The 18,935-nt window shown below is 59.6% G+C and carries 16 protein-coding genes and 2 pseudogenes; 2 read left to right on the top strand and 16 right to left on the bottom strand.

Annotated features, from left to right (window positions below; all coding sequences use genetic code 11):
• Nucleotides 1–6 precede the first annotated feature (6 nt).
• From nifB to P6U30_RS09490, 6 genes are all read right to left on the bottom strand, one after another.
• Nucleotides 7–1,500, bottom strand: coding sequence for a nitrogenase cofactor biosynthesis protein NifB (gene nifB, locus P6U30_RS09515; protein ID WP_407170410.1), 1,494 nt, complete (start codon nucleotides 1,498–1,500; stop codon nucleotides 7–9).
• A gap of 484 nt (nucleotides 1,501–1,984) precedes the next feature.
• Nucleotides 1,985–2,845, bottom strand: a complete 861-nt coding sequence (locus P6U30_RS09510; protein ID WP_407151045.1) for an SIR2 family protein — start codon at nucleotides 2,843–2,845, stop codon at nucleotides 1,985–1,987.
• Entirely contained in the window at nucleotides 2,842–3,066 is a 225-nt protein-coding gene (nifT, locus tag P6U30_RS09505; RefSeq protein ID WP_280973448.1) for a putative nitrogen fixation protein NifT, read from the bottom strand. Before nifT ends, P6U30_RS09510 begins: the two co-directional genes overlap by 4 nt.
• The gene (gene nifS / locus P6U30_RS09500; RefSeq protein ID WP_280973449.1) at nucleotides 3,063–4,271 is read right to left on the bottom strand and encodes a cysteine desulfurase NifS; all 1,209 of its coding nucleotides are present in this window, start codon (nucleotides 4,269–4,271) and stop codon (nucleotides 3,063–3,065) included. The genes nifT and nifS overlap by 4 nt, the downstream gene beginning before the upstream one ends.
• Entirely contained in the window at nucleotides 4,268–4,558 is a 291-nt protein-coding gene (locus tag P6U30_RS09495; RefSeq protein WP_280973450.1) for a NifU family protein, read from the bottom strand. Before P6U30_RS09495 ends, nifS begins: the two co-directional genes overlap by 4 nt.
• A gap of 21 nt (nucleotides 4,559–4,579) precedes the next feature.
• Complete coding sequence (locus P6U30_RS09490; protein ID WP_280973451.1) at nucleotides 4,580–4,900, bottom strand: iron-sulfur cluster assembly accessory protein; 321 nt, start codon at nucleotides 4,898–4,900, stop codon at nucleotides 4,580–4,582.
• Between the two features lie 278 nt (nucleotides 4,901–5,178).
• Here P6U30_RS09490 and P6U30_RS09485 point away from each other — a divergent pair, with 278 nt between their 5' ends.
• Nucleotides 5,179–5,769 carry a hypothetical protein gene (locus P6U30_RS09485; protein ID WP_280978234.1) on the top strand — a complete coding sequence of 197 codons (591 nt, stop codon included), beginning with the start codon at nucleotides 5,179–5,181 and terminating at the stop codon, nucleotides 5,767–5,769.
• Nucleotides 5,770–6,022: 253 nt separating this feature from the next.
• Here the strand turns inward: P6U30_RS09485 and P6U30_RS09480 are convergent.
• Nucleotides 6,023–6,328 (bottom strand): annotated as a pseudogene (locus tag P6U30_RS09480) (transposase); the annotation flags it as partial.
• A 587-nt stretch (nucleotides 6,329–6,915) separates the two neighbouring features.
• On the opposite strand from P6U30_RS09480, the pseudogene P6U30_RS09475 reads away from it, so the two are divergent.
• Nucleotides 6,916–9,243, top strand: a pseudogene (locus P6U30_RS09475) (NADP-dependent malic enzyme).
• 231 nt (nucleotides 9,244–9,474) lie between these two features.
• Here the strand turns inward: P6U30_RS09475 and P6U30_RS09470 are convergent.
• The 9 genes from P6U30_RS09470 to nifD all read right to left on the bottom strand — a co-directional run bounded on the left by P6U30_RS09470 (nucleotide 9,475) and on the right by nifD (nucleotide 18,730).
• Entirely contained in the window at nucleotides 9,475–10,371 is an 897-nt protein-coding gene (locus tag P6U30_RS09470) for a host specificity protein (protein WP_407151044.1), read from the bottom strand.
• Nucleotides 10,372–11,057: 686 nt separating this feature from the next.
• Nucleotides 11,058–11,354 carry a ferredoxin III, nif-specific gene (gene fdxB, locus P6U30_RS09465; protein ID WP_280973454.1) on the bottom strand — a complete coding sequence of 99 codons (297 nt, stop codon included), beginning with the start codon at nucleotides 11,352–11,354 and terminating at the stop codon, nucleotides 11,058–11,060.
• A gap of 14 nt (nucleotides 11,355–11,368) precedes the next feature.
• Nucleotides 11,369–11,569: a CCE_0567 family metalloprotein gene (locus tag P6U30_RS09460; RefSeq protein ID WP_280973455.1), complete on the bottom strand. Its 201-nt coding sequence runs from the start codon at nucleotides 11,567–11,569 to the stop codon at nucleotides 11,369–11,371.
• A gap of 9 nt (nucleotides 11,570–11,578) precedes the next feature.
• Entirely contained in the window at nucleotides 11,579–12,049 is a 471-nt protein-coding gene (locus tag P6U30_RS09455; protein ID WP_280978235.1) for a NifX-associated nitrogen fixation protein, read from the bottom strand.
• 7 nt (nucleotides 12,050–12,056) lie between these two features.
• On the bottom strand, nucleotides 12,057–12,452 hold the full coding sequence (gene nifX / locus P6U30_RS09450) for a nitrogen fixation protein NifX (RefSeq protein ID WP_407169064.1): 396 nt from the start codon (nucleotides 12,450–12,452) through the stop codon (nucleotides 12,057–12,059).
• Nucleotides 12,449–13,858: a nitrogenase iron-molybdenum cofactor biosynthesis protein NifN gene (nifN, locus tag P6U30_RS09445; protein WP_280973457.1), complete on the bottom strand. Its 1,410-nt coding sequence runs from the start codon at nucleotides 13,856–13,858 to the stop codon at nucleotides 12,449–12,451. Before nifN ends, nifX begins: the two co-directional genes overlap by 4 nt.
• Before the next feature lie 9 nt (nucleotides 13,859–13,867).
• Nucleotides 13,868–15,508, bottom strand: a complete 1,641-nt coding sequence (nifE, locus tag P6U30_RS09440) for a nitrogenase iron-molybdenum cofactor biosynthesis protein NifE (protein WP_280978236.1) — start codon at nucleotides 15,506–15,508, stop codon at nucleotides 13,868–13,870.
• 92 nt (nucleotides 15,509–15,600) lie between these two features.
• Entirely contained in the window at nucleotides 15,601–17,157 is a 1,557-nt protein-coding gene (nifK, locus tag P6U30_RS09435; RefSeq protein WP_280980793.1) for a nitrogenase molybdenum-iron protein subunit beta, read from the bottom strand.
• 70 nt (nucleotides 17,158–17,227) lie between these two features.
• Nucleotides 17,228–18,730: a nitrogenase molybdenum-iron protein alpha chain gene (gene nifD / locus P6U30_RS09430; RefSeq protein WP_280973459.1), complete on the bottom strand. Its 1,503-nt coding sequence runs from the start codon at nucleotides 18,728–18,730 to the stop codon at nucleotides 17,228–17,230.
• Nucleotides 18,731–18,935 lie beyond the last annotated feature (205 nt).

The following is an 18,935-nucleotide window of genomic DNA, read 5'->3' as shown; positions in this document are numbered from 1 at the left end:
GTTCCCCTACGCCACCGAGGTCATCGCTGAATCTCGCATTGCCGTGCGTGCGACATGCTGGATCTCACCGCTTTGCACCCTGCGGAGATAGGCTTTGAACCAGGCGATCATCGAGGTCTCGATGAACTCATGGGCGTATTGATCGACCGGCTCGATGCCGGCATTGATCAGGCTGTTCTTCGGGCAACCGCCGATCTTCGCGACGAATACCGCATGGCAATCGCCAATGGCGGCGATGGTGGGTGCAAGCCTGTCCTGCTCGCCATAACCGGCCTGACAATAGAGATCGACCCTGCGGTGGCCAACGAATTTGGTGCCGGATGTCGAAAGTTCGTACACCTGGAACTCATTGGCATGTCCAAAATGCTGATTGATCAGGCCCGAGCCCTTGGTCGCGACCGCGACCAGAAGCGTGATATCGCTCATCTCGCCAGCCAATTCCATAAGCTCCTCTTGCTTGGCTGCGGCCTTTGCCGCGCGCTGATGCTCGACGTTGGCTTGGTAGGCCTTTCGCGTCTCAAAGTCATATTTGAGCTCCATGGTCATGAGCCTCTCTGCCGTGAACTCGGAGCTGCGATCCTGTCCAAGTAGGCCGACGGCGTCGGCGCGGCATTGGCGACAATGCCGCATCATGTTTATCTCGCCTTCACAAGTGTCCTGCAGTGCCTTCAATTCCTGCGCGGTTGGCCCCCGCTGGCCATTGAGGCCGAATACCGTGCCGTGCTCGGGCGCGGAGATCAGTGGCATGATATTGTGCAGGAAGGCACCGCGCGACTTTACCGCCTTGTTGACCTCGACCAGGTGCTCGTCGTTGACGCCCGGGATCATCACCGAATTGACCTTGCACAGGACGCCTCGTTGCGCGAGCATCTCAAGGCCCTCAAGCTGACGGTCCGCGAGTATCCTCGAGGCTTCGGTCCCGGTGTAGCGCCTATGATTGAAGAATATCCAGGGATAGATTTTCGCACCGATTTCTGGATCGATCATGTTGATCGTGATGGTGACGTGATCGACCTTGCAGCGGACGATTGCGTCGATATGGTCAGGCAGGGCCAGCCCGTTAGTCGACAGGCACAGCTTGATGTCGGGCGCGGTCGTTGCGATCAGGTCGAAGGTCCTGAAGCTCTTTACGGGATTCGCGAGCGCATCGCCGGGACCTGCGATGCCAACCACGGTCAGCTGCGGGATGTTTGCGGCAACCGCGAGCACTTTTCTCGCTGCCTGCTCAGGGCTGATCTTTTCGCTCACCACGCCGGGACGCGATTCATTGGCGCAATCGTATTTGCGATTACAGTAATTGCACTGGATATTGCAGGCTGGCGCGACCGCGACATGCATGCGGGCATAGTGATGATGCGCTTCTTCGCTGTAGCAGGGATGGTTCTTCACCTTTTCCCAGACTTCGCTCGGCAAATCGCCTTGACCCGCATATGAGCCACAGCTCGCCTTGCCTCCGGCCGCCGAGGCGCGGCAGCCCTTATGCTCGCCAGTGGGCAGCATCTTGCTGCTCGTCGCCGGATGATTGGCGCCATTTCCGCCTCCCGCCACTGCCTTCATGTTCGGTTCTCCCCTGCGGGCCGGATCGGCTCCCTGGACCGGCCCAGGCGAGCATAGCGAGGAGTTAGCAACCGGCGTGCCATCGCTGACACGACCGGATCTGTTCTTCACGTCAATGAGTTAGCTGGAGCGATCGGGCTCGTCCGTTTGTAGGACAACGATGATGCACGTGTTGGAAAAACGACAAGCCGAACGATTTGGCGCAGAGCCGGCGTTTGTCAGCACAATCGTCCGCCAAGTGAGTCGCCGAGATTCTCCGGACGCAAGCCCGGCCGTTCGCCCCCGGGGTGCGGGTCGAGCCTCGCCGGCTCCGCTTTGCGAGCGCCTAAAGCACGATGGGTTTGAGCTGACTTCTCATCGCGCTTTAGCGCCTGGTCTAACTATGATCCTTTCGGGAGGACCGCATCACACTTTTCCGGGTCATGCTCTAGCTGATCAATATCTCCACCGCGCGCGGGAGCCCGATCGCGAGTGGTATCAGGTCCTGCTCGACCAGAAAGCGAAGCTCGTTGCGCGTAAGCCTGTCCGGATCGACGATCGCGTAGTGGATGTCGGCCGAACGCTTGGTGATCTGGCGCGCATAGGTACGCAACAGCTGGTCGTTGAAGCGACAGCCAACGAAAAGGAATCTCCCACCGGTCCGCCTTTCCTTGATGATGTCGGGGACCGGCGACTGGATATCGATCTCAGTGAGAACCTCGACGTAATCAGCCTCCGAAATCAGGAAGTTCTTGGCCGGCAGCGCGCCGCCATGCGGCTTGTACAGCACTGTCGTCCAATTGCCGGCTGCGGCACGATCAACCTCTTTGCCCGCTGAATCGTAAAAGCGATACCAGCGGTCCTCGCCTATGCCGCTGCGCACGCCCCCCTGCACCTCACCCCATCCGTCGCGTTTGCCGAGTGCGGCACGCATGGCGCCATCGTACCAAACATCGACAATCATCGGCACCGACAGAGCCGCAAGATGATGATGCAGGGGCGTCGGATCGACCGGGAGGGCGAACGCCTGCGCCATCAACGCCGTCACCGTGGAACGATGCCTTCTGCTCTCGATGTACTGGGCCGACGCCCAGGCATTGCCCTTGACCCGGCGCGGCACCGCCACCTTGCTGGCAAAGAACGCCGCCAAGGCTTCGGGCGTCATTGGCACTTGGGGAGCGGACAAGGCGGCGAGGTCAGGTCCAAGATAGGGAACGATGCTGCCATCTCTCAAGCTGTCCGCGACGTCGGTGAGAACCGCCTCGGCATCGGCGGCGTTGACATAATCGATTCGCGGGGACGCCCTCATCGGCTGTCCCCGTCCTCCCCACGCTTCCTGGCGTTGATTGTAATCGGCAGCGGCGTGTCGCTCGCCATCTCGGGCAAGTCCAGTACCCAGCCATTGGCTATTTTGATCCAGCCGCCCCAAAGCGTTTCATACTCGGACTCCACGATCGGCTCTTCGAGATCTTTCTTGGGCACGTAGATCGACAGCCCCGCCTCGGGAGAGCGACGGATCATGATTTTCATGAGGTCAGCCTTCTGAATGATGCCGTATCGCTGGCTGGATTGGCGCACGCGCGCGGCATGGCGCGCAACTGGGCCACGATATCAGATAGTACACTCACGACCTGATCGACATCTTCGACGGTCGTTTCACGCGACAGGGAAAAGCGCACTGCGCCGCGCAGGCTCGTCGCCGGCACCCGCATCGCGCGCAGAACATGGGACGGCTCCATCGAGCCGGAATTGCAGGCGGCCCCGAGCGAGGCTGCAATGCCAGCACGATTGAGATGATGGACGATTGCTTCGCCGTCGAGATGTTCAAAGGCGATGTCGGCCGTGTTCGATAGCCGATTGCCGACATCGCCGAGCACCGTGCAGTCGCCACCATGCAAAATGGCCTGTTCCAGACGATCGCGCAATGCGCCAATGCGAACCCGCTCCGGCTCGAGCCGTTCGGCCGCAAGCTCTGCGGCCTTTCCAAGGCCGACAATGCCGGGGACATTCTCAGTTCCGCCGCGGCGCCGTCGCTCCTGCGATCCGCCCCAGATTAGCGGCTTGAACTTCGTACCCTTTCGCAAATAAAGCGCGCCGATGCCCTTGGGACCGTGCAGTTTGTGCGCGGATAGCGACAGCATGTCGATCGCACTGTCCTTGAGATCGATGCGCACCTTGCCAACGGCCTGCACCGCGTCGCAGTGAAACAGCGCACCTGCCTCACGCGCCAACCCAGCCAGAAATTCTACTGGAAAGATCGTACCGGTCTCGTTATTGGCCCACATCACGGACGCAATCGCCGTGCGCGGTCCAACCGCCCGCCGAAACGCCTCGATATCGATTCGGCCGCACGAATCTACGGGGATCACATGCGTCTTGACGCCCCTTGTCGCCAGTTGCTCGACCAGCGCAAGGATCGCGGAATGTTCGACAGAGGTGGTGACAATCTCGTCGCGCCCATCTTGGGTCGCAAGCGCTGAGAGAATGGCAGTATTGTTGGCCTCGGTTCCACCGGAGGTGAATGCGATTTCGTGCTCATGGGCATTTCCTAACAATTGCTGCAAGCTGCGGCGCGCCTGGTTCACGGCGCTTGCGGCCTCGCTGCCAAGGTCATGGCTGGAGGACGCGTTGCCGAACCGTTCGGCGAAGAACGGCAACATTGCTTGGACGACGGATGGATCGGCTCGCGTCGTCGAATTGTTGTCGAGGTAAATGGGCACGCAGGTCTCGCTCAATGGCGCGCGTTGGGCGCGCCGGCGACCGGAATCAGGCGGATCAGCCCACCGAGCTTTTCGACCAGGCGATCCTGAATGCCTTCGAGTGTCGCGCTGGACAATTTGCAGAACACACAGGCACCTGTTAGTCGGACCATGATCCTGTCGCCATCGATATCGATCAGCTCGCAGTCGCCACCGTCGCGCCGCAGACGGGGACGGATCTCCTCGATCACGCCGCGAATAACCAGCTCCCGCTCGGTTTCGGTGGCCGACGGCTGCTTCAGTTGCTCAGGCTCGATCAGCATGATTCGCTTTCTTTTGTGCCATCATCCAAAGGACTTGCCGCAAGAGCAGCTAGACGTCGCATTCGGGTTATCGAATGTGAAGCCGGGGTTCTCGAGCGCCATCACGAAGTCGATTGTCGTGCCGACCAGATGCTGATGGCTCTTATTGTCGACGAACACCCTGAGCCCGTCGCGCTCGATCACGGTGTCATCGGGCCCTGGCGCACCGGCAAGGCCCATCATGTATTTGAACCCCGCGCAGCCGCCCGCCTCGACCATGATGCGCAGGCCGCTTGCCGGCTGCGTCGATGCGGCAATCGCGTTCTTGACCGCATTCACTGCGCTCTCTGTCAGATTGATCACGAGTCACCCCTGGCTGCCGGGAACGGCTGACTGTGGGCTGGCAAGTCGCATGCCAGCACGCACACGCCTGATAACGCTTGCCTTTCTCAATCGCACGCGTTCGCTTTGAGACCTATGTCAGCTTGCTGACATAGCTCATGCGGCCGTCGCGGCACGCTTACGTACTTTCGCAAGATGTTGCGGCGGACAGACGCCACACATGCGGCGGCAAGCAATTTGCATTGCATGTCGCGCCGGCCAAGGCGTCGGTAATTGAGCTTCGACCAAGGACGATTTTAATGACTGCAATCGAGAACACCGCACTCGGCCGACTTGAGAAGGAGGGGCGGCTGCTCAACGCCGTCCTCAAGGACGAAACCAGCAAGCCGGGCCGATTCGGCTTTCGCGGCGACATCGCCCTGAAATTCCAGGTCCAGGTCGCGGACGAGAAGCGGCCGCCAGACTATTCGATCGAGCAGGTTCTGACGATCGCGCAAGAAGGTGAAAGCACGATTCCGGTGCTGGCCGGCTATCTGCATTCCTTCGAATATCTTGCTGACGTCGCAGAGGTCCTTGACGGCGCGCTAAGCCCAGCTGGCAGATACTTTATGTTCTGCAACAACATCGACCTGTTGGCGAAATATCGAACCAAGCTCGGCAATATTACCTTCCACATCCTACCATGCGATGAATCCACCGTCTGGAAGGAGATGATGGACCTGATCGGGATCAACAAGGATGACATCAAGAAGCTCAATACAGGCGGTAAGCTCGATTACCTGCTCGACGCAGCCAAGGATCTCGATGTGTCGTACGAGCAGATCTCCTACGAAGAAGGATTGAAGAGGATGGAGCCCGTGAAAAACCGTAACGAAAACCGGCCGGTCTGAGTACCCAGTCATCGCGAATTGGTTTCAGTCATCGCGAGAGAGGTTGTCCTCGGCAAGGTGCAGCTCTGACGGGGCAGATGCCGCCCTCGCCGAGCGTCGACGCAATCGGGCGCGAGTTCTCTGCCTCTAGCAGTCTGCTGAAGAACGTTGAGGTGAGGAGCTTTCTTGTTCTCGCCAGTCGTTTGGAGGGAGGCGCGGTGGCGTCGGATATAATTTGCTAGGCTGAGGTTGGCCGCTCCCTGACGAGAGGCGGCTAAGCGGCAAGCAGTTTGGGAATGCGGATCAGATTATAGGCGATCAGATTGAGCAGGAAGTCGGCGGCAACGCGAGCGATGCCGCGATGTTTGGTCTTGCGCATGGTGCCATGCTGCTTGCCCCATCCGAAGATGCACTCGATCATCGCGCGGCGCGATTGCGACATGCCATATCCCGGATGCCGCGTGGTTCGTTCGTCGATGGCGCTGTTGCGGGTCTTGCCGGTTTTGGTGACGGCCTGGTTCTGTGTCACATGCGGCGTCACACCGATGGCGCGAAGATTGGCGACGTGATCGGCGGTATCCTAGACGGGCCTTCGGTGCAGCGGCCGGTTCCGAGCTCGGAGGTCAAGCCGTGCTTACCGCACATAGGACGGATCACGTATGAATCAGAGCGACGCCGTCATGCGGTCATTCGTTGAGATTGGCCAAGCACCTTCTTGCTTCAGCGCACAAATGGCGATGAACCACGACTGCTGGTTGCCATCCTCGCCGACGACCACGAGATGGACGCCCATGACCCGGCGGGTTGGAATGTCATTGAGGCCGCAAATCGCACAGACAGGATTGGCTGGACCTATTGCGCATTCGTCACAAGCCTTTCATCACTCACCGTTCGGTCAGCCCTGCAAGAATCGCCTCTCCTTTCTGCGCGATCTGGGGCATCGCATGCGCAACCGCTAAAAGGCTGCGATGGAGATCAATCCCGCGAGCATGGACGCTTTATCGTCAAGCGTACTTCCTCGGACTTCCGTCCATATTCCGGTTTTTGCCGACTACTTGCTGGATGAGCTGAATACAGCGGTCGTTCGCGGCATACCTGTCATCCCGCTTTTGCCTTAAGTCTTACGTCCGGCCACCGAATTTCAGTGCGGGGCCGAGGGGGGAGTGCATGTCGTCATCGTCTGAAGAACTCCACAACGCGGCGCTCGCCTATCACCGCCTGCCGCGGCCGGGCAAACTCGAAATTCAGGCGATCAAGCCGCTCGCCAATCAGCGCGACCTGGCGCTGGCCTATTCGCCAGGCGTCGCCGCCGCCTGTACCGAGATCGCCACCAACCCGGCCGAGGCCGCCACTCTGACCGCCCGCGCCAATCTGGTGGCGGTGGTGTCGAACGGCACCGCGGTGCTCGGCCTCGGCAATATCGGCCCGCTGGCCTCGAAGCCGGTGATGGAAGGCAAGGCGGTGCTGTTCAAGAAGTTCGCCGGCATCGACGTGTTCGACATCGAGATCAAGGCCGACACCATCGAGCGCGTGGTCGAAACGGTCGCGGCGCTGGAGCCGACCTTCGGCGGCATCAATCTGGAGGACATCCGCGGCCCGGAGTGCTTCGAGATCGAGGCACAGCTCAAGGAGCGCATGAAGATCCCGGTGTTCCACGACGACCAGCATGGCACCGCGATCATCGTCGCGGCCGCGATCGTCAACGGTCTGCTGCTGAACGGCAAGAAGCTTGCCGATGTGAAGATCGTCTGCTCGGGCGCCGGGGCGGCCGCGATCGCAACTCTCAATTTGCTGGTCTCGATGGGCGCGCAGCGCAAGAACATCTGGGTCTGCGATATCGACGGCGTCGTCTATGAGGGCCGCAACACCACGATGGACCGCTGGAAGGCGGTCTATACGCAGACGACCAACGCGCGTGTGCTGGCGGACGTCATTCCCGGCGCCGACATCTTCATCGGCCTGTCCGCACCGGGCGTGCTCAAGCCCGAGATGGTCAAGCAGATGGCGGACCAGCCGCTGGTGATGGCGCTCGCCAATCCGGTGCCGGAGATCATGCCGGACGAGGCGCGCCAGGCGCGGCCCGACGCGATGATCTGCACCGGACGGTCGGACTTCCCGAACCAGGTCAACAATGTCCTGTGCTTCCCGTTCATCTTCCGCGGCGCGCTCGATGTCGGCGCCACCGCGATCAACGAGGCGATGAAGCATGCCGCGGTCGATGCGATCGCGCAGCTCGCGCGCGATCCGCCGTCGGACGCCGTGGCCCATGGCTTCGAGAGCACCGAGACTCAGGGTTCGGTCCGGGCTCGCTGATCCCGAGCCCGTTCGATCCGCGCCTGATCCTGCGCATCGCGCCGGCGGTGGCCAAGGCCGCGATCGAATCCGGCGTTGCGACCCGGCCGATCAAGAACTTCGATGAGTACTGCGCCGAGCTGCAGCGCTATGCGTTCCGTTCCGGCATCACCATGAAGCCGGTGTTCGCCAAGGCGAAGACCCAGCCGGTGCGCGTGATCTACGCCGAAGGCGAGGACGAGCGCGTGCTGCGCGCCACCCAGGTGGTGCTCGAGGAGAAGCTGGCGCGGCCGATTCTGGTCGGACGTCCGTCGGTGGTGGAGACCCGGATCAAGCGCTTCGGCCTCGCGATCAAGGCCGGCCGCGACTTCGACCTGATCAATCCCGAGGACGATCCGCGTTACCGCTCCTATGTGCAGTCCTATATCGACGTCGCCGGCCGGCGCGGCGTGACGCCCGACGCGGCGCGCACGGTGGTCCGCACCAACAACACGGTCATCGCGGCGCTCGCGGTGTCGCGCGGCGAGGCCGACGCGATGCTGTGCGGGGTCGAGGGCCGCTTCATGAGCCATCTGCGCCATGTTCGCGAAATCATCGGCTTCCTGCCGGGGATCAGCGACTACGCGGCGCTGTCGCTGATGATCACGACCAAGGGCGCCTATTTCCTCGCCGACACCCAGGTTCGGCCGAATCCCAGCGCCGAGGAACTCGCCGAGGTGGCGTCACTGGCCGCGGTTCACGCCCAGCGCTTCGCCTTCAAGCCCAAGGTCGCCTTCGTCTCGCACTCCGACTTCGGAAGCTACGACACCGACTCGGCGCGCAAGATGCGCCGCGCCACGCAGCTCCTCAAGGACAGGCATCCGGAGATCGAGGCCGACGGCGAGATGCAGGCCGACACCGCGCTCTCGGAGATCGCGCGCAAGGCCGTGCTGCCGCAGTCGCGGCTGGAGGGCGAGGCCAACATCCTGATCATGCCGACGCTGGACGCCGCCAACATCGCCTATCAGACCATCAAGGTGCTGGGGAATGCCTTGCCGGTCGGCCCGATCCTGATCGGACCGGCGCGGCCGGCTCACATCCTCACCCCCGGCGTGACGGCGCGCGATGTGCTCAACATGACGGCGGTCGCCGCGGTTGAGGCCCAGGAGCGCGCCGGTCGCGCAGCCGACGCTGTTTGGCCAAGGGGCTGTTGTTCGAGTATGATCTCCGCTTCGTGCTTGTTGCGAGACAAAACCGCGGCGCACTCTGCGCTGACACGACCTTCGGGTTCAGATCATGCTCGAGACGAAATGGATTCGACTTGAGCGGAACATCCCCTCCTCCTTTACCATCCGTGGCAGTCATCTGGAATTTGCGAGTGCGGTCGCATTCATGCCGGCGACTGCGGCATAGGCGGGAGCGCTCGCCCCTGGTGAGCGCTCCCGCCTTTCCTCCTCAGGCCAGATTCATCCTCTGCAGAAAATACCAAGAAAGATCATCATCAGATGATGATGCCTCACTATCCGTTTCGCTCAGCTCGGCTTCGCTGCTTGCTTCTGTATCGACATCACCGCTTTCCATCTTTGAAAGATACATCTCAGGTTTGCCTGCCCGCTGCCATTTCCCTTCGGAGTTCTTCGTCCATTTATCGCTGTGGTTAGGGTCAAGCACCCAGCAGTTGTTGCCCAGTGGCTCACCCAAGTCACCCAAGTGGACGAAACCCATCTCTGCCAAACGCGGTTCCATACCGGCAAGGGCAGGACGCGACATGACCAACGCGCGCTCGCCGTCAAGCCGAAGTTGATGTTCCAGCAGGATGTCGCCAGCGTTCTCGACGAGCGGATGCGTGATCCTCAAGTCGACGACAGACGTAATCCCCTTTCGCCCCGGAAACTGCTCGCGAAATTGATCAGCCTTGATACGGAATCCACCTTCTGTCCTGAGAAGCCCGACACTTTTGTCTCCCAGCTGATAGCTGAAATATCGCGTCTCATCTCCGTCCTCGTCAGTGCCACCGTACAGCTTAGCAACCGTTGCTGTGCGAACAGCTTTCTTGGATACAAAATCGGAGTACTCTTGTGGATTCTCAGCGATGCTCTTGATGTCATTGCCATGAAAGGCTTTCACCTCTCTTTTCCAGGAACTCCTTTTGATCTCCACGATCGGGGCGCGAGGATCGAGAGAATATGTTGCAGCCGACGACGAACTACCCGGATGCATGCCTGCAAGCGTATCCGCAAAGCGGCCACTATCTGACGACGGACCGGCTTCGTCAGCTTGGCTAGCGCCGGCGGACTGGCTCGATGAGCCAACAATTCGTCCATACATCAGATTCAACTTTCCTGTCGGCATGGTTTCTTGCACCTGAGCCCGTGCCGATCGAGCTCGCCGACAGGGATAGAAGGCCTAGCTTACAATAACCTGACACGATGCCATCAAGTGTCGCGCACATCGGTGCTACTCAATCGCGGCGACGCGGCGATTGGCGGCTGCTCTTTTGACTGAGCGTAGCGGGCGAGACGGCTCCAGGACAACGATATCCGAACATAAGTGCCAGCGCCGATACAGGCAGGCCTCGACACCAGTTGATTTTGAAATGTAACCGGACGCTCTCAGCATCATACCGAAACTCATCGGCAACGCGCTCGTTCCCCGGCGCGTGCCTCACTCCGGGCTGATCTCAAGTTGCCCTGACCGATCCTTGATGCCACGACACCGACCACATGACGATGCTTCCTCATTGCCAAAGTCGTGATTGAGCCACTGTCGATTTTGCGACCGTGCGCGCCTTAGCCATCAGATGCCTTTGCCGTGGGCTACCGATCGCACAACGACGGTCCACCGGCCATGGCATCACCAGCAATCCGGGCTGTTTAGACTCTGCAGACGGCCCGGGCTCGCCCGAGAGCGCTCATCGGCCAAAGTCGACTCGTGCGATAGGACAAGGGCAACTTGCCTTCAGCGCCGGCTAGAAATGATAGGCGAGCGGATTTGCTTCAACTATTGCGCGACGTCTGGGAGAGCTGGACACAGCGCGCTCAAGCCGCTGCCGCAGCGCCGCAGACGTGCGACTGGCAGTTGGCGGGACAAACCCTGGCGCAGGCGCCGCAGCCGATACAGGCGCCCTGATCGTTCATCACCATGATTTTCTTCTCGATCTCATCGTCATCATCGTCGAGGTCGACAAGTTCGCCTTCCTCGTTGATCCCCTTCAGCGTCATGACGTCACGACCACAGACCTTGAAGCAGCGGCCGCAGCCGATGCATTTCTTGGCGTCGATTGAATTCAGGTAGTCCGGCGTCCAGTTCCGGCCGTCGCGCGTGGTAAGTGACATGATCCGATATCCTTTTAAGCTTTCTCTAGCCGCTTCAGATCCTGGCTCTTGCGCTCGAGTTCGGCGTAGGCATCGTGCGCCTTCCGCGCCACCGCGATGATCGAGGTCCAGTTAACGGGTAACTCCTCCGAAAGGTCGTGCAGATCCATTTTGGCCTGCAGCGCCTTAGCCGACAGCCTCTTCAACTCTGCTTTCAGTGTTTCACGATCGCTCATGAGCCGCCCTCAATAATTCGCCACGTCAGGGAATTTCTGAATCATCCTGATCCCGTCTCCGATATACTTTCCTCCCTCGTCTGCGAGTTTTGCGAAATTGTCGAAGCCGAAGCGGTGGACGTCGCGCAACTGCTTGTTCACCACAATCAGCCGCCCGCCGATCAGCACCATGCGGCCAAAACCTTCATGGTGCATCTTCAGCATCGGCTGGATCATCACACCGGTCGCCTTTTCGATCGAGAGCGCGACCGCATTGAAGAATAGCTCCAACCGCCAGACCGTATCGGGATCGGGATCGCCGACAATTGGCAACTCACGCCGCTTCGCTTTATCCAGAACGTAAGGTTCGAGGAGTTCGAGATCGCTCTTGCTCTCCCACGCTGCGTTGGTCTCCTCAGCGCGCCAAACCTTGAGCAGTTCTTTGACGAACGGAGCGTCGAGCGCGGTTTCGGATTGCACCGTTTCTGCAGCCACAGTCAACTCGTCCTCACTCGTCAAGGTCGAACGTGCGCTTGCGGTCCTTCGCCAAGGCCTTCCGCAGCCAGGGAGGTGGCGTCCCTTTCAGGACGCGCTGGAGCTTTTCGAGCAACCCGAGGATGTTCTCGGGCTTGTTGACCTTGATGGGATGGATCTTGTTGGCCACCACACGCGCGGCGGCAGAGCCGCCGATGGCACCGACATAGAGGATGGCGCAATCCTTGATTGCCTCGATCTTCGGCGCAAGCTTGTCCTCGTTGCCGTCTTCCTTGAGATGGCCGTCGAACTGGATGGCCTTCAAAAACACGTGCCCGCCTGGCGCGACATCGTAAATCACAATGTTTCTGGCCCAGCCAAAATGCGCGTCAACGCGCCTCAGGTCCTGGGTCGCGAATGCCACTCTCATGCCATCGACCTCTCTGTCGCCTCGATGAAGCCATTACGGCGGCCGGACTTTGACGGCAGTGCCGAGATTCGCCAGCGATCCGGCGTTGGCTGATGATTCTCCTCGCGGTCGGCAATCACGAGATTGGCGATATCGAAGATAAGGTCGCGCGTGCCGCGATAGCCGACGGACAATTGATGTCCGGCGCCAATCCGATCGAACATCGGAAAGCCCGCGCGATAAAACGGAATCTTCAGCCGCGCCGCGGCTTGCCGGCCATGCGAATGGGTGATCAGCAAATCGCAGTTCCTGGTCTTGGCCAACGTTTCCAGATCCTCGAGATCGCCAACCAGCACCTCGCTGGTCCTGATCTTCTTTAGCACCGCCGACTGTGTCGTCGTGACGGCTGCCTCCACCTGCGCGCCCATCTCGTGCAGCATGCTGGACAGGTCGAACAACAGGTCCGGCTCGGCACCGATCGCAAGTCTACGGCCGCCGATATGGAAGTGCGCATCCAGCATCGCATCAGCGAGCTGTCCGCGCTGGCGTCGATACTTCGGTGGTATCGGACGACCGCTGATTTCGCTCAGAAACGCGATGAATTCGTCGTTGGGAATCAAGCCGCACAGCCGCTCGAACAGGCGAAATGGCACGCCGGTCTTGGCTTGCATGGCTTCCGCCGCGCGCCGCATCTGCGCACCGATTGCGATGGTCCAGCCGGCCCGGCCCATGTTGGCGACTTCGTCGACCCCAATGCCGCCGATGGTTGTTGGCGTAAACTCGTCAGGGATATGCCCATCTAGCGATCCCGCCAGATCGGGCAGAAAGGATGGCTGTAGCCCGAAATCCTCCAGCATGACCCTGAGTTCATCCAGATCACCCGGCGTGAGGTGGCATCCTGGAAGCACATTTACTTGCGAGGGATTGCGCGGCGCCTTGACCGCACGCGGCTCCACCAGCACCTCGACAATGCGCGTCACGGCCTTCTCCCAGCCATCCTGGAACGCGTCTTTGAAATCGGGCGTCGAGACATAGACCAGAGGCAACTTGGCGACTTGCGGATGTTTGTCTCGGATCAGCTTGATATAGGCGTCAACATCATCACCATTGGTTTCGGTCACTCCGGTCGAGCAAATCCCGATGAGCTTTGGCTTGGTGCGATTATAGATATTGAGGATCGCCTGCTCGAGATTGTCATAGCCGCCGAGAACGGTCGCGACCTCGCTCATGGCGGTGGTCTGCAGCGGTACCGCCTCCTTGAAATGCCGCACAAACAGCGTCAGCCCGAACGACGTGCAGCCTTGGGAGCCGTGCAGCAGTGGCATCGCTCCACGAAGCCCCATGAAGGCGAATGCGCCACCGATCGGCTGGCTCATCTTCAGCGGATTGACCGCGCAGGCCTTCTTCGGCATCGAGACGGTAGCCATGACAGCGTCCTATTCCGCGGCCTGCATTGCGGACGGAGAAGAGGCCAGAAGGTTCTCGATGCGGCGTCTGCAGCAGCCGCCGACCGCATTGGTGTGCTGTCTGACTGCCTCGACGCTGGTCAGGCCACGCGAACGAATGGCATCCTCGATCGTGCCAAGCTCGACTGTATTGCAGAAGCAGATCTTCTTCGCGCGGTGCGACGTCTGCTTGAGCGCCGGATCGGAGACGGAGTCAGGACTCTGGGAATGCGTCTGCAACGCCCTCGCCAACGCGTCCCAGGGCGCCGGTCGACGCAGCTGTTCCCACATCGGGTTTGACAGCGATTTGTCAATCTCTGAAACCAGCTTGACCATTCCAACGTAGCCCAGATAGGCGTGGCAACGCTCCTGATTGATGTCGAGCCATGGCATCGCCGCTTTGAGTGCGACGAACTGGGACTTTCCGCCTGAGAGCATGATGTCCGCTTTCGCATCCTTCAGCATTTTGTACATCTCACGCGGCGGCATGTCCTCGATCATATGGGCATCGTGTCTCAGCAACTCCTTGATGCGCTCCTTGTCTTCACTGGTGGATTTCTTGACGCTGGTTCCGACCAGCTCGAGGCCGGCCTCCTGCAATGCGGCGACGACTGACCAGGATTTGACGCCGCCCGTGATCAACAAGACCTTCTTGCCCTTGAAGCGCGGCTTATACGGCTCAATGGCTGCCCATGCCCGCGCCTCTTCGCGCACGATCACCGCCTCGGTACGCGCAATCAGCTCTTCCGCTGCGCCGCGCTCGACCAAGAGCCGCGCAATCTGCCGCAATGAATCACTGGAATCCTGGATACCGTAGAATGAACCTTCGAAAAACGGGATGCCATAGCGCTGTTCCATCTTCCGCGCGACATTGATCATCGCTTTCGAACAGACCAGCATGGCCGCGCGCGCCCGATGCGACGAGGCGACTTCGCGGTATCTGCCATCACCTGAAATGCAGGAGAGAATGCGGATTCCCAGTTCGTCCAGCAGCGGCTTGACCTGCCAAAGCTCCCCGGACAGATTGTACTCCCCGATCAGATTGATGTCGTACGGCGTCGTGTACTCCGGCTCCTGCGTTCCAATGACATGCTCGAGCAAAGCCTCGCCGGCCAGCTTGTTGCCGAGATTCTTGGAACCGACGAAGCCCGGCGCATTGACGGGGATAATCGGCTTGCCGAATTTTTGCGATGCAGACTTGCAGACCGCATCGATATCATCGCCTATCATGGCGGGAATACAGGTCTGATAGACGAAGATGGCGGGCGGGTCGCATTTGTCGACGATCTCCTTGATCGCCTTGTAGAGTCGCTTCTCGCCTCCAAATACGACGTCGGTTTCCGTCATGTCGGTTGTAAATCCGCTACGCCACAGGCTTGAGCCCGAAGACGCCGCACCCCGGTTGTCCCACGAATTGCCTTCGCACGCGATCGGACCGTGCACCAGGTGAGCTACGTCGGTGAAAGGCTGCAGCGCGATCTTTGCGCCGTCGAAGGCGCAGCCGCCCGCAGCGCTGCCCGGCTGCAGCTGCTTGGTGCAACCCTTCTTGCGCTCGGCATCCGACTTGTTGGCATTCCTGGCACAGCCCGGTTCGTTAAAGATGCCCTGGACCATAGCCGGTAGAGAACTCATCGACATCTTCCCTCTCAACCGAAGCTATCTGCAAGATCAGGTGGTCGTGTCCTTCCATCGCCGACTTTCGCCGGCGATGGCACGCGCATCGATCAACGAATGATGTCGAAGCTGTAGTCGGTCTTGCCGAGGATGCTGGTTTTCTTGTCGATCTCGTCGAAGATCTTGTCGAGGATCTTCACCAGCACGTTCATGCCGCCCTGGTATCCCCAAATCGGAGAGCGGTGATGGTGATGCCGATCAAAAATTGGAAAGCCGATACGAATCAGCGGCGTGCCTGTGTCGCGCTCCAAATACTTCCCGTGGGTGTTTCCGATCAGGAAATCGACAGGTTCAGTAAACAGGAGCGAGCGCATGTGCCAGAGGTCTCGGCCTGGATAGGCGTGGCAATTCTGCCCAAATGGCGAACTCGCAAACAGCGCCTGGATTTTCTCCTCCCAGGGCTTGTTGCCGTTTGTGGACAGCACATGGACCGGCTCGGCGCCAAGCTCGAGCAGGAAGGCAGCCAGCCCATAGCAGAGATCTGGATCACCATAGATCGCGAATTTCTTGCCATGGATGTGCGTGCTGGAATCAGCGACCGCATCGACCAAACGACCGCGCTCGCGCGCCAATTCCTCCGGGATGGTCTTGCCGCTGATGCGCGACAGCGTCATGACCAACTCATCCGTTGCGGAAATGCCCAGCGGGTAATTGAAGGCCATGACTTCCTGGCCGTGGTCGGCGATGAAGGGCAGGGTTTTTTCCGTGCACCACTGCTGCATGGAGATCGTTGCCTTGGCATGAACCGCCTTCGCGGCATCTTCCAATCTGGTGCCCCCGTCATACATCCGGAACTCGCCGTCCGTCGGTGTATCGAACACGTCGGAATTGTCGGCGAGGATGGTGTATTCGATACCCATCAAGTCCAAGATGCGCTTGATCTCGCGTAGGTTTCCGACTGTATAGCCGTCGAAACCACCAATGAGGTTGATTTTATCGTTGGGCCTGCGCTCGAGCTTCGGCGCTGTTCCGGCCTTGCCGTCCCAAAAATGCTCCAGGATGCCTTTGAGCGTATTGTCGTAGCCGGTAACATGGCTACCGACGAAGGCCGGCGTGTGCGCGAATGGCACGTCGAAGTCGGCCGGAACCGAACCCTTTTCCTTTGACGTCTTGATGAAGGCATTGAGATCGTCGCCGATCACCTCGGCCATGCAGGTGGTGGAGACGGCAATCATCTTGGGTTTGTACATATGATAGCTGTTGGCCAGCCCGTCGATCATGTTGTTCAGGCCGCCAAATACGGCAGCGTCTTCCGTCATCGACGAGGAGACGCAGGAGCTTGGCTCCTTGAAGTGTCGCGACAGGTGGCTTCGGTAATAGGCCACACAGCCTTGGGAGCCGTGCACGAAGGGCAGCGTGCCTTCGAACCCAACCGAGGCGAACACCGCGCCGAGCGGCTGGCAGGCCTTCGCCGGGTTGACCGTCAATGCTTCTCGCGCAAAATTCTTCTCGCGATATTCGGCTGTCTTCGTCCATTCCCTGACGCGTTCGACGTCGGCGGGATCGCGCCGGTTCTCGAACATCTTCTTGTTGTCCAGCATCTGCTGGTATTCCGGACCGCGGAACAGGTCGAAGTGATCGAGCACGTGTTCGGCACTCTGCGGCATAAGTAAGACCCTTCTTAGATATCGTGATTGATGTCGCTCAGCTCCCGGCGGAGAGCGGAGATCTGTTCCGTCACTCAGCAGCCATCAGATTGCGGCTCGGAACATCTTTCCAGGGTGCCTTCATCTTCTTCCAGATCGGAGAGTTGACGGCCATGTCCATGTCGCGCGCGAAGATCGCAAACCCGTCATAGCCATGATAAGGCCCCGAGTAGTCCCAGGAATGCATCTGCCTGAACGGCACACCCATCTTCTGGAACACGTATTTTTCCTTGATGCCCGATCCGACGAGATCGGGCTGTATCCTTTCGACAAAGCGCTCGAACTCGTAGCCATTGACGTCGTCGTAGATGAGCGTGCTGTCCTTCACATAGTGCTGGGCGGTGCGCTGATAGTCGTCATTGTGACCGAACTCGTATCCAGTGCCGACGACCTCCATGCCGAGATCCTCATATGCACCGATCACATGACGTGGACGCAGCCCGCCGACGAACAGCATCACGGTCTTGCCTTCCAAGCGCGGGCGATACTTAGCGATCACGGCATCCACCAGCGGCTGGTATTTTTCAATCACCCGCTCGGCACCCTCCTTGATCTTATCGTCGAAGTAGCTCGCGATCTTGCGCAGGGATTCTACAATTTTTGAAGGGCCAAAGAAGTTGTACTCGCACCAGGGAATACCGAACTTCTCTTCCATGTGACGCGAGATGTAGTTCATTGAACGGTAGCAATGCAGAATGTTGAGCTTTGCCTTCGGCGTAGCCTCGAGCTCCGCCAACGACCCGTCGCCCGACCACTGTGCGATCACGCGCAGGCCCATTTCCTCGAGCAGAATTCGAGATGACCAGGCATCGCCGCCGATATTGTAGTCGCCGATGATCGCGACATCGTAAGGCGTCGATTCGAACTTCGGTTCGCCTTTCGATCCGCTCTTGTCGAATATCCAATCACGCACCGCGTCGTTGGCGATGTGGTGGCCAAGCGATTGCGACACGCCGCGGAACCCCTCGCAGCGAACCGGCACAATCGTCTTGCCGCCATATTCCTTGGACTTATTTCTGGAGACCGCTTCGATATCGTCCCCGATCAACCCGATCGGACATTCCGACTGGATGGTCATGCCGTTGTTGAGCGGGAACAGCTCCTCTATCTCATCCATGACTTTGACGAGCTTCTTATCGCCGCCAAACACGATATCCTTTTCCTGGAAGTCGGAAGTGAATTGCAAGGTCACGAACGTATCGACGCCCGTCGTGCCGACGTAATAATTGCGCCGCGAACCCCACGAATACTGGCCACAGCCGACCGGACCGTGGCTGATATGCACCATGTCCTTGATCGGCCCCCAGACGACGCCCTTGGAGCCCGCGTAAGCACAGCCGCGGATCGTCATCACGCCGGGTATGGATTTGATGTTGGATTTGACCCCGCAGTCCGACTTGCCGCTCTCGTGAACGTTAAGGTGCTTCGCGCGCCGTTTCGCGGTCTTCTCCGGATAGACTTTCAGCACCTCGGCGATCAGCTCTTTGTTTCGCGCCCTGATTTCTGCGATGCTCTGGGTCGTGGCGAGACTCATGCTGATGTCCTTCAGATGTTTGCTGTTACGATTCCGGCCTTCGGCCAAAGCTTTTGCAACCAGCGTGCCAGCTCGGTGTAAGCATCACAATTGACGCGTTTGCAGTCAGTTAGCGCTCCTTCTGCGATGGAGGTGGAGGATTGTTGCGAATCCGACATCGCTCCCTGTCTCGAGAGATCCTCGTTTGGTTCCGTTCGAAACACGG

Origin of the sequence: Bradyrhizobium sp. ORS 111 (genome assembly GCF_045571485.1) — a bacterium.
In the GTDB taxonomy this organism is placed as follows: Bacteria; Pseudomonadota; Alphaproteobacteria; order Rhizobiales; family Xanthobacteraceae; genus Bradyrhizobium.
This window is presented reverse-complemented; position numbering and strand designations above follow the sequence as displayed.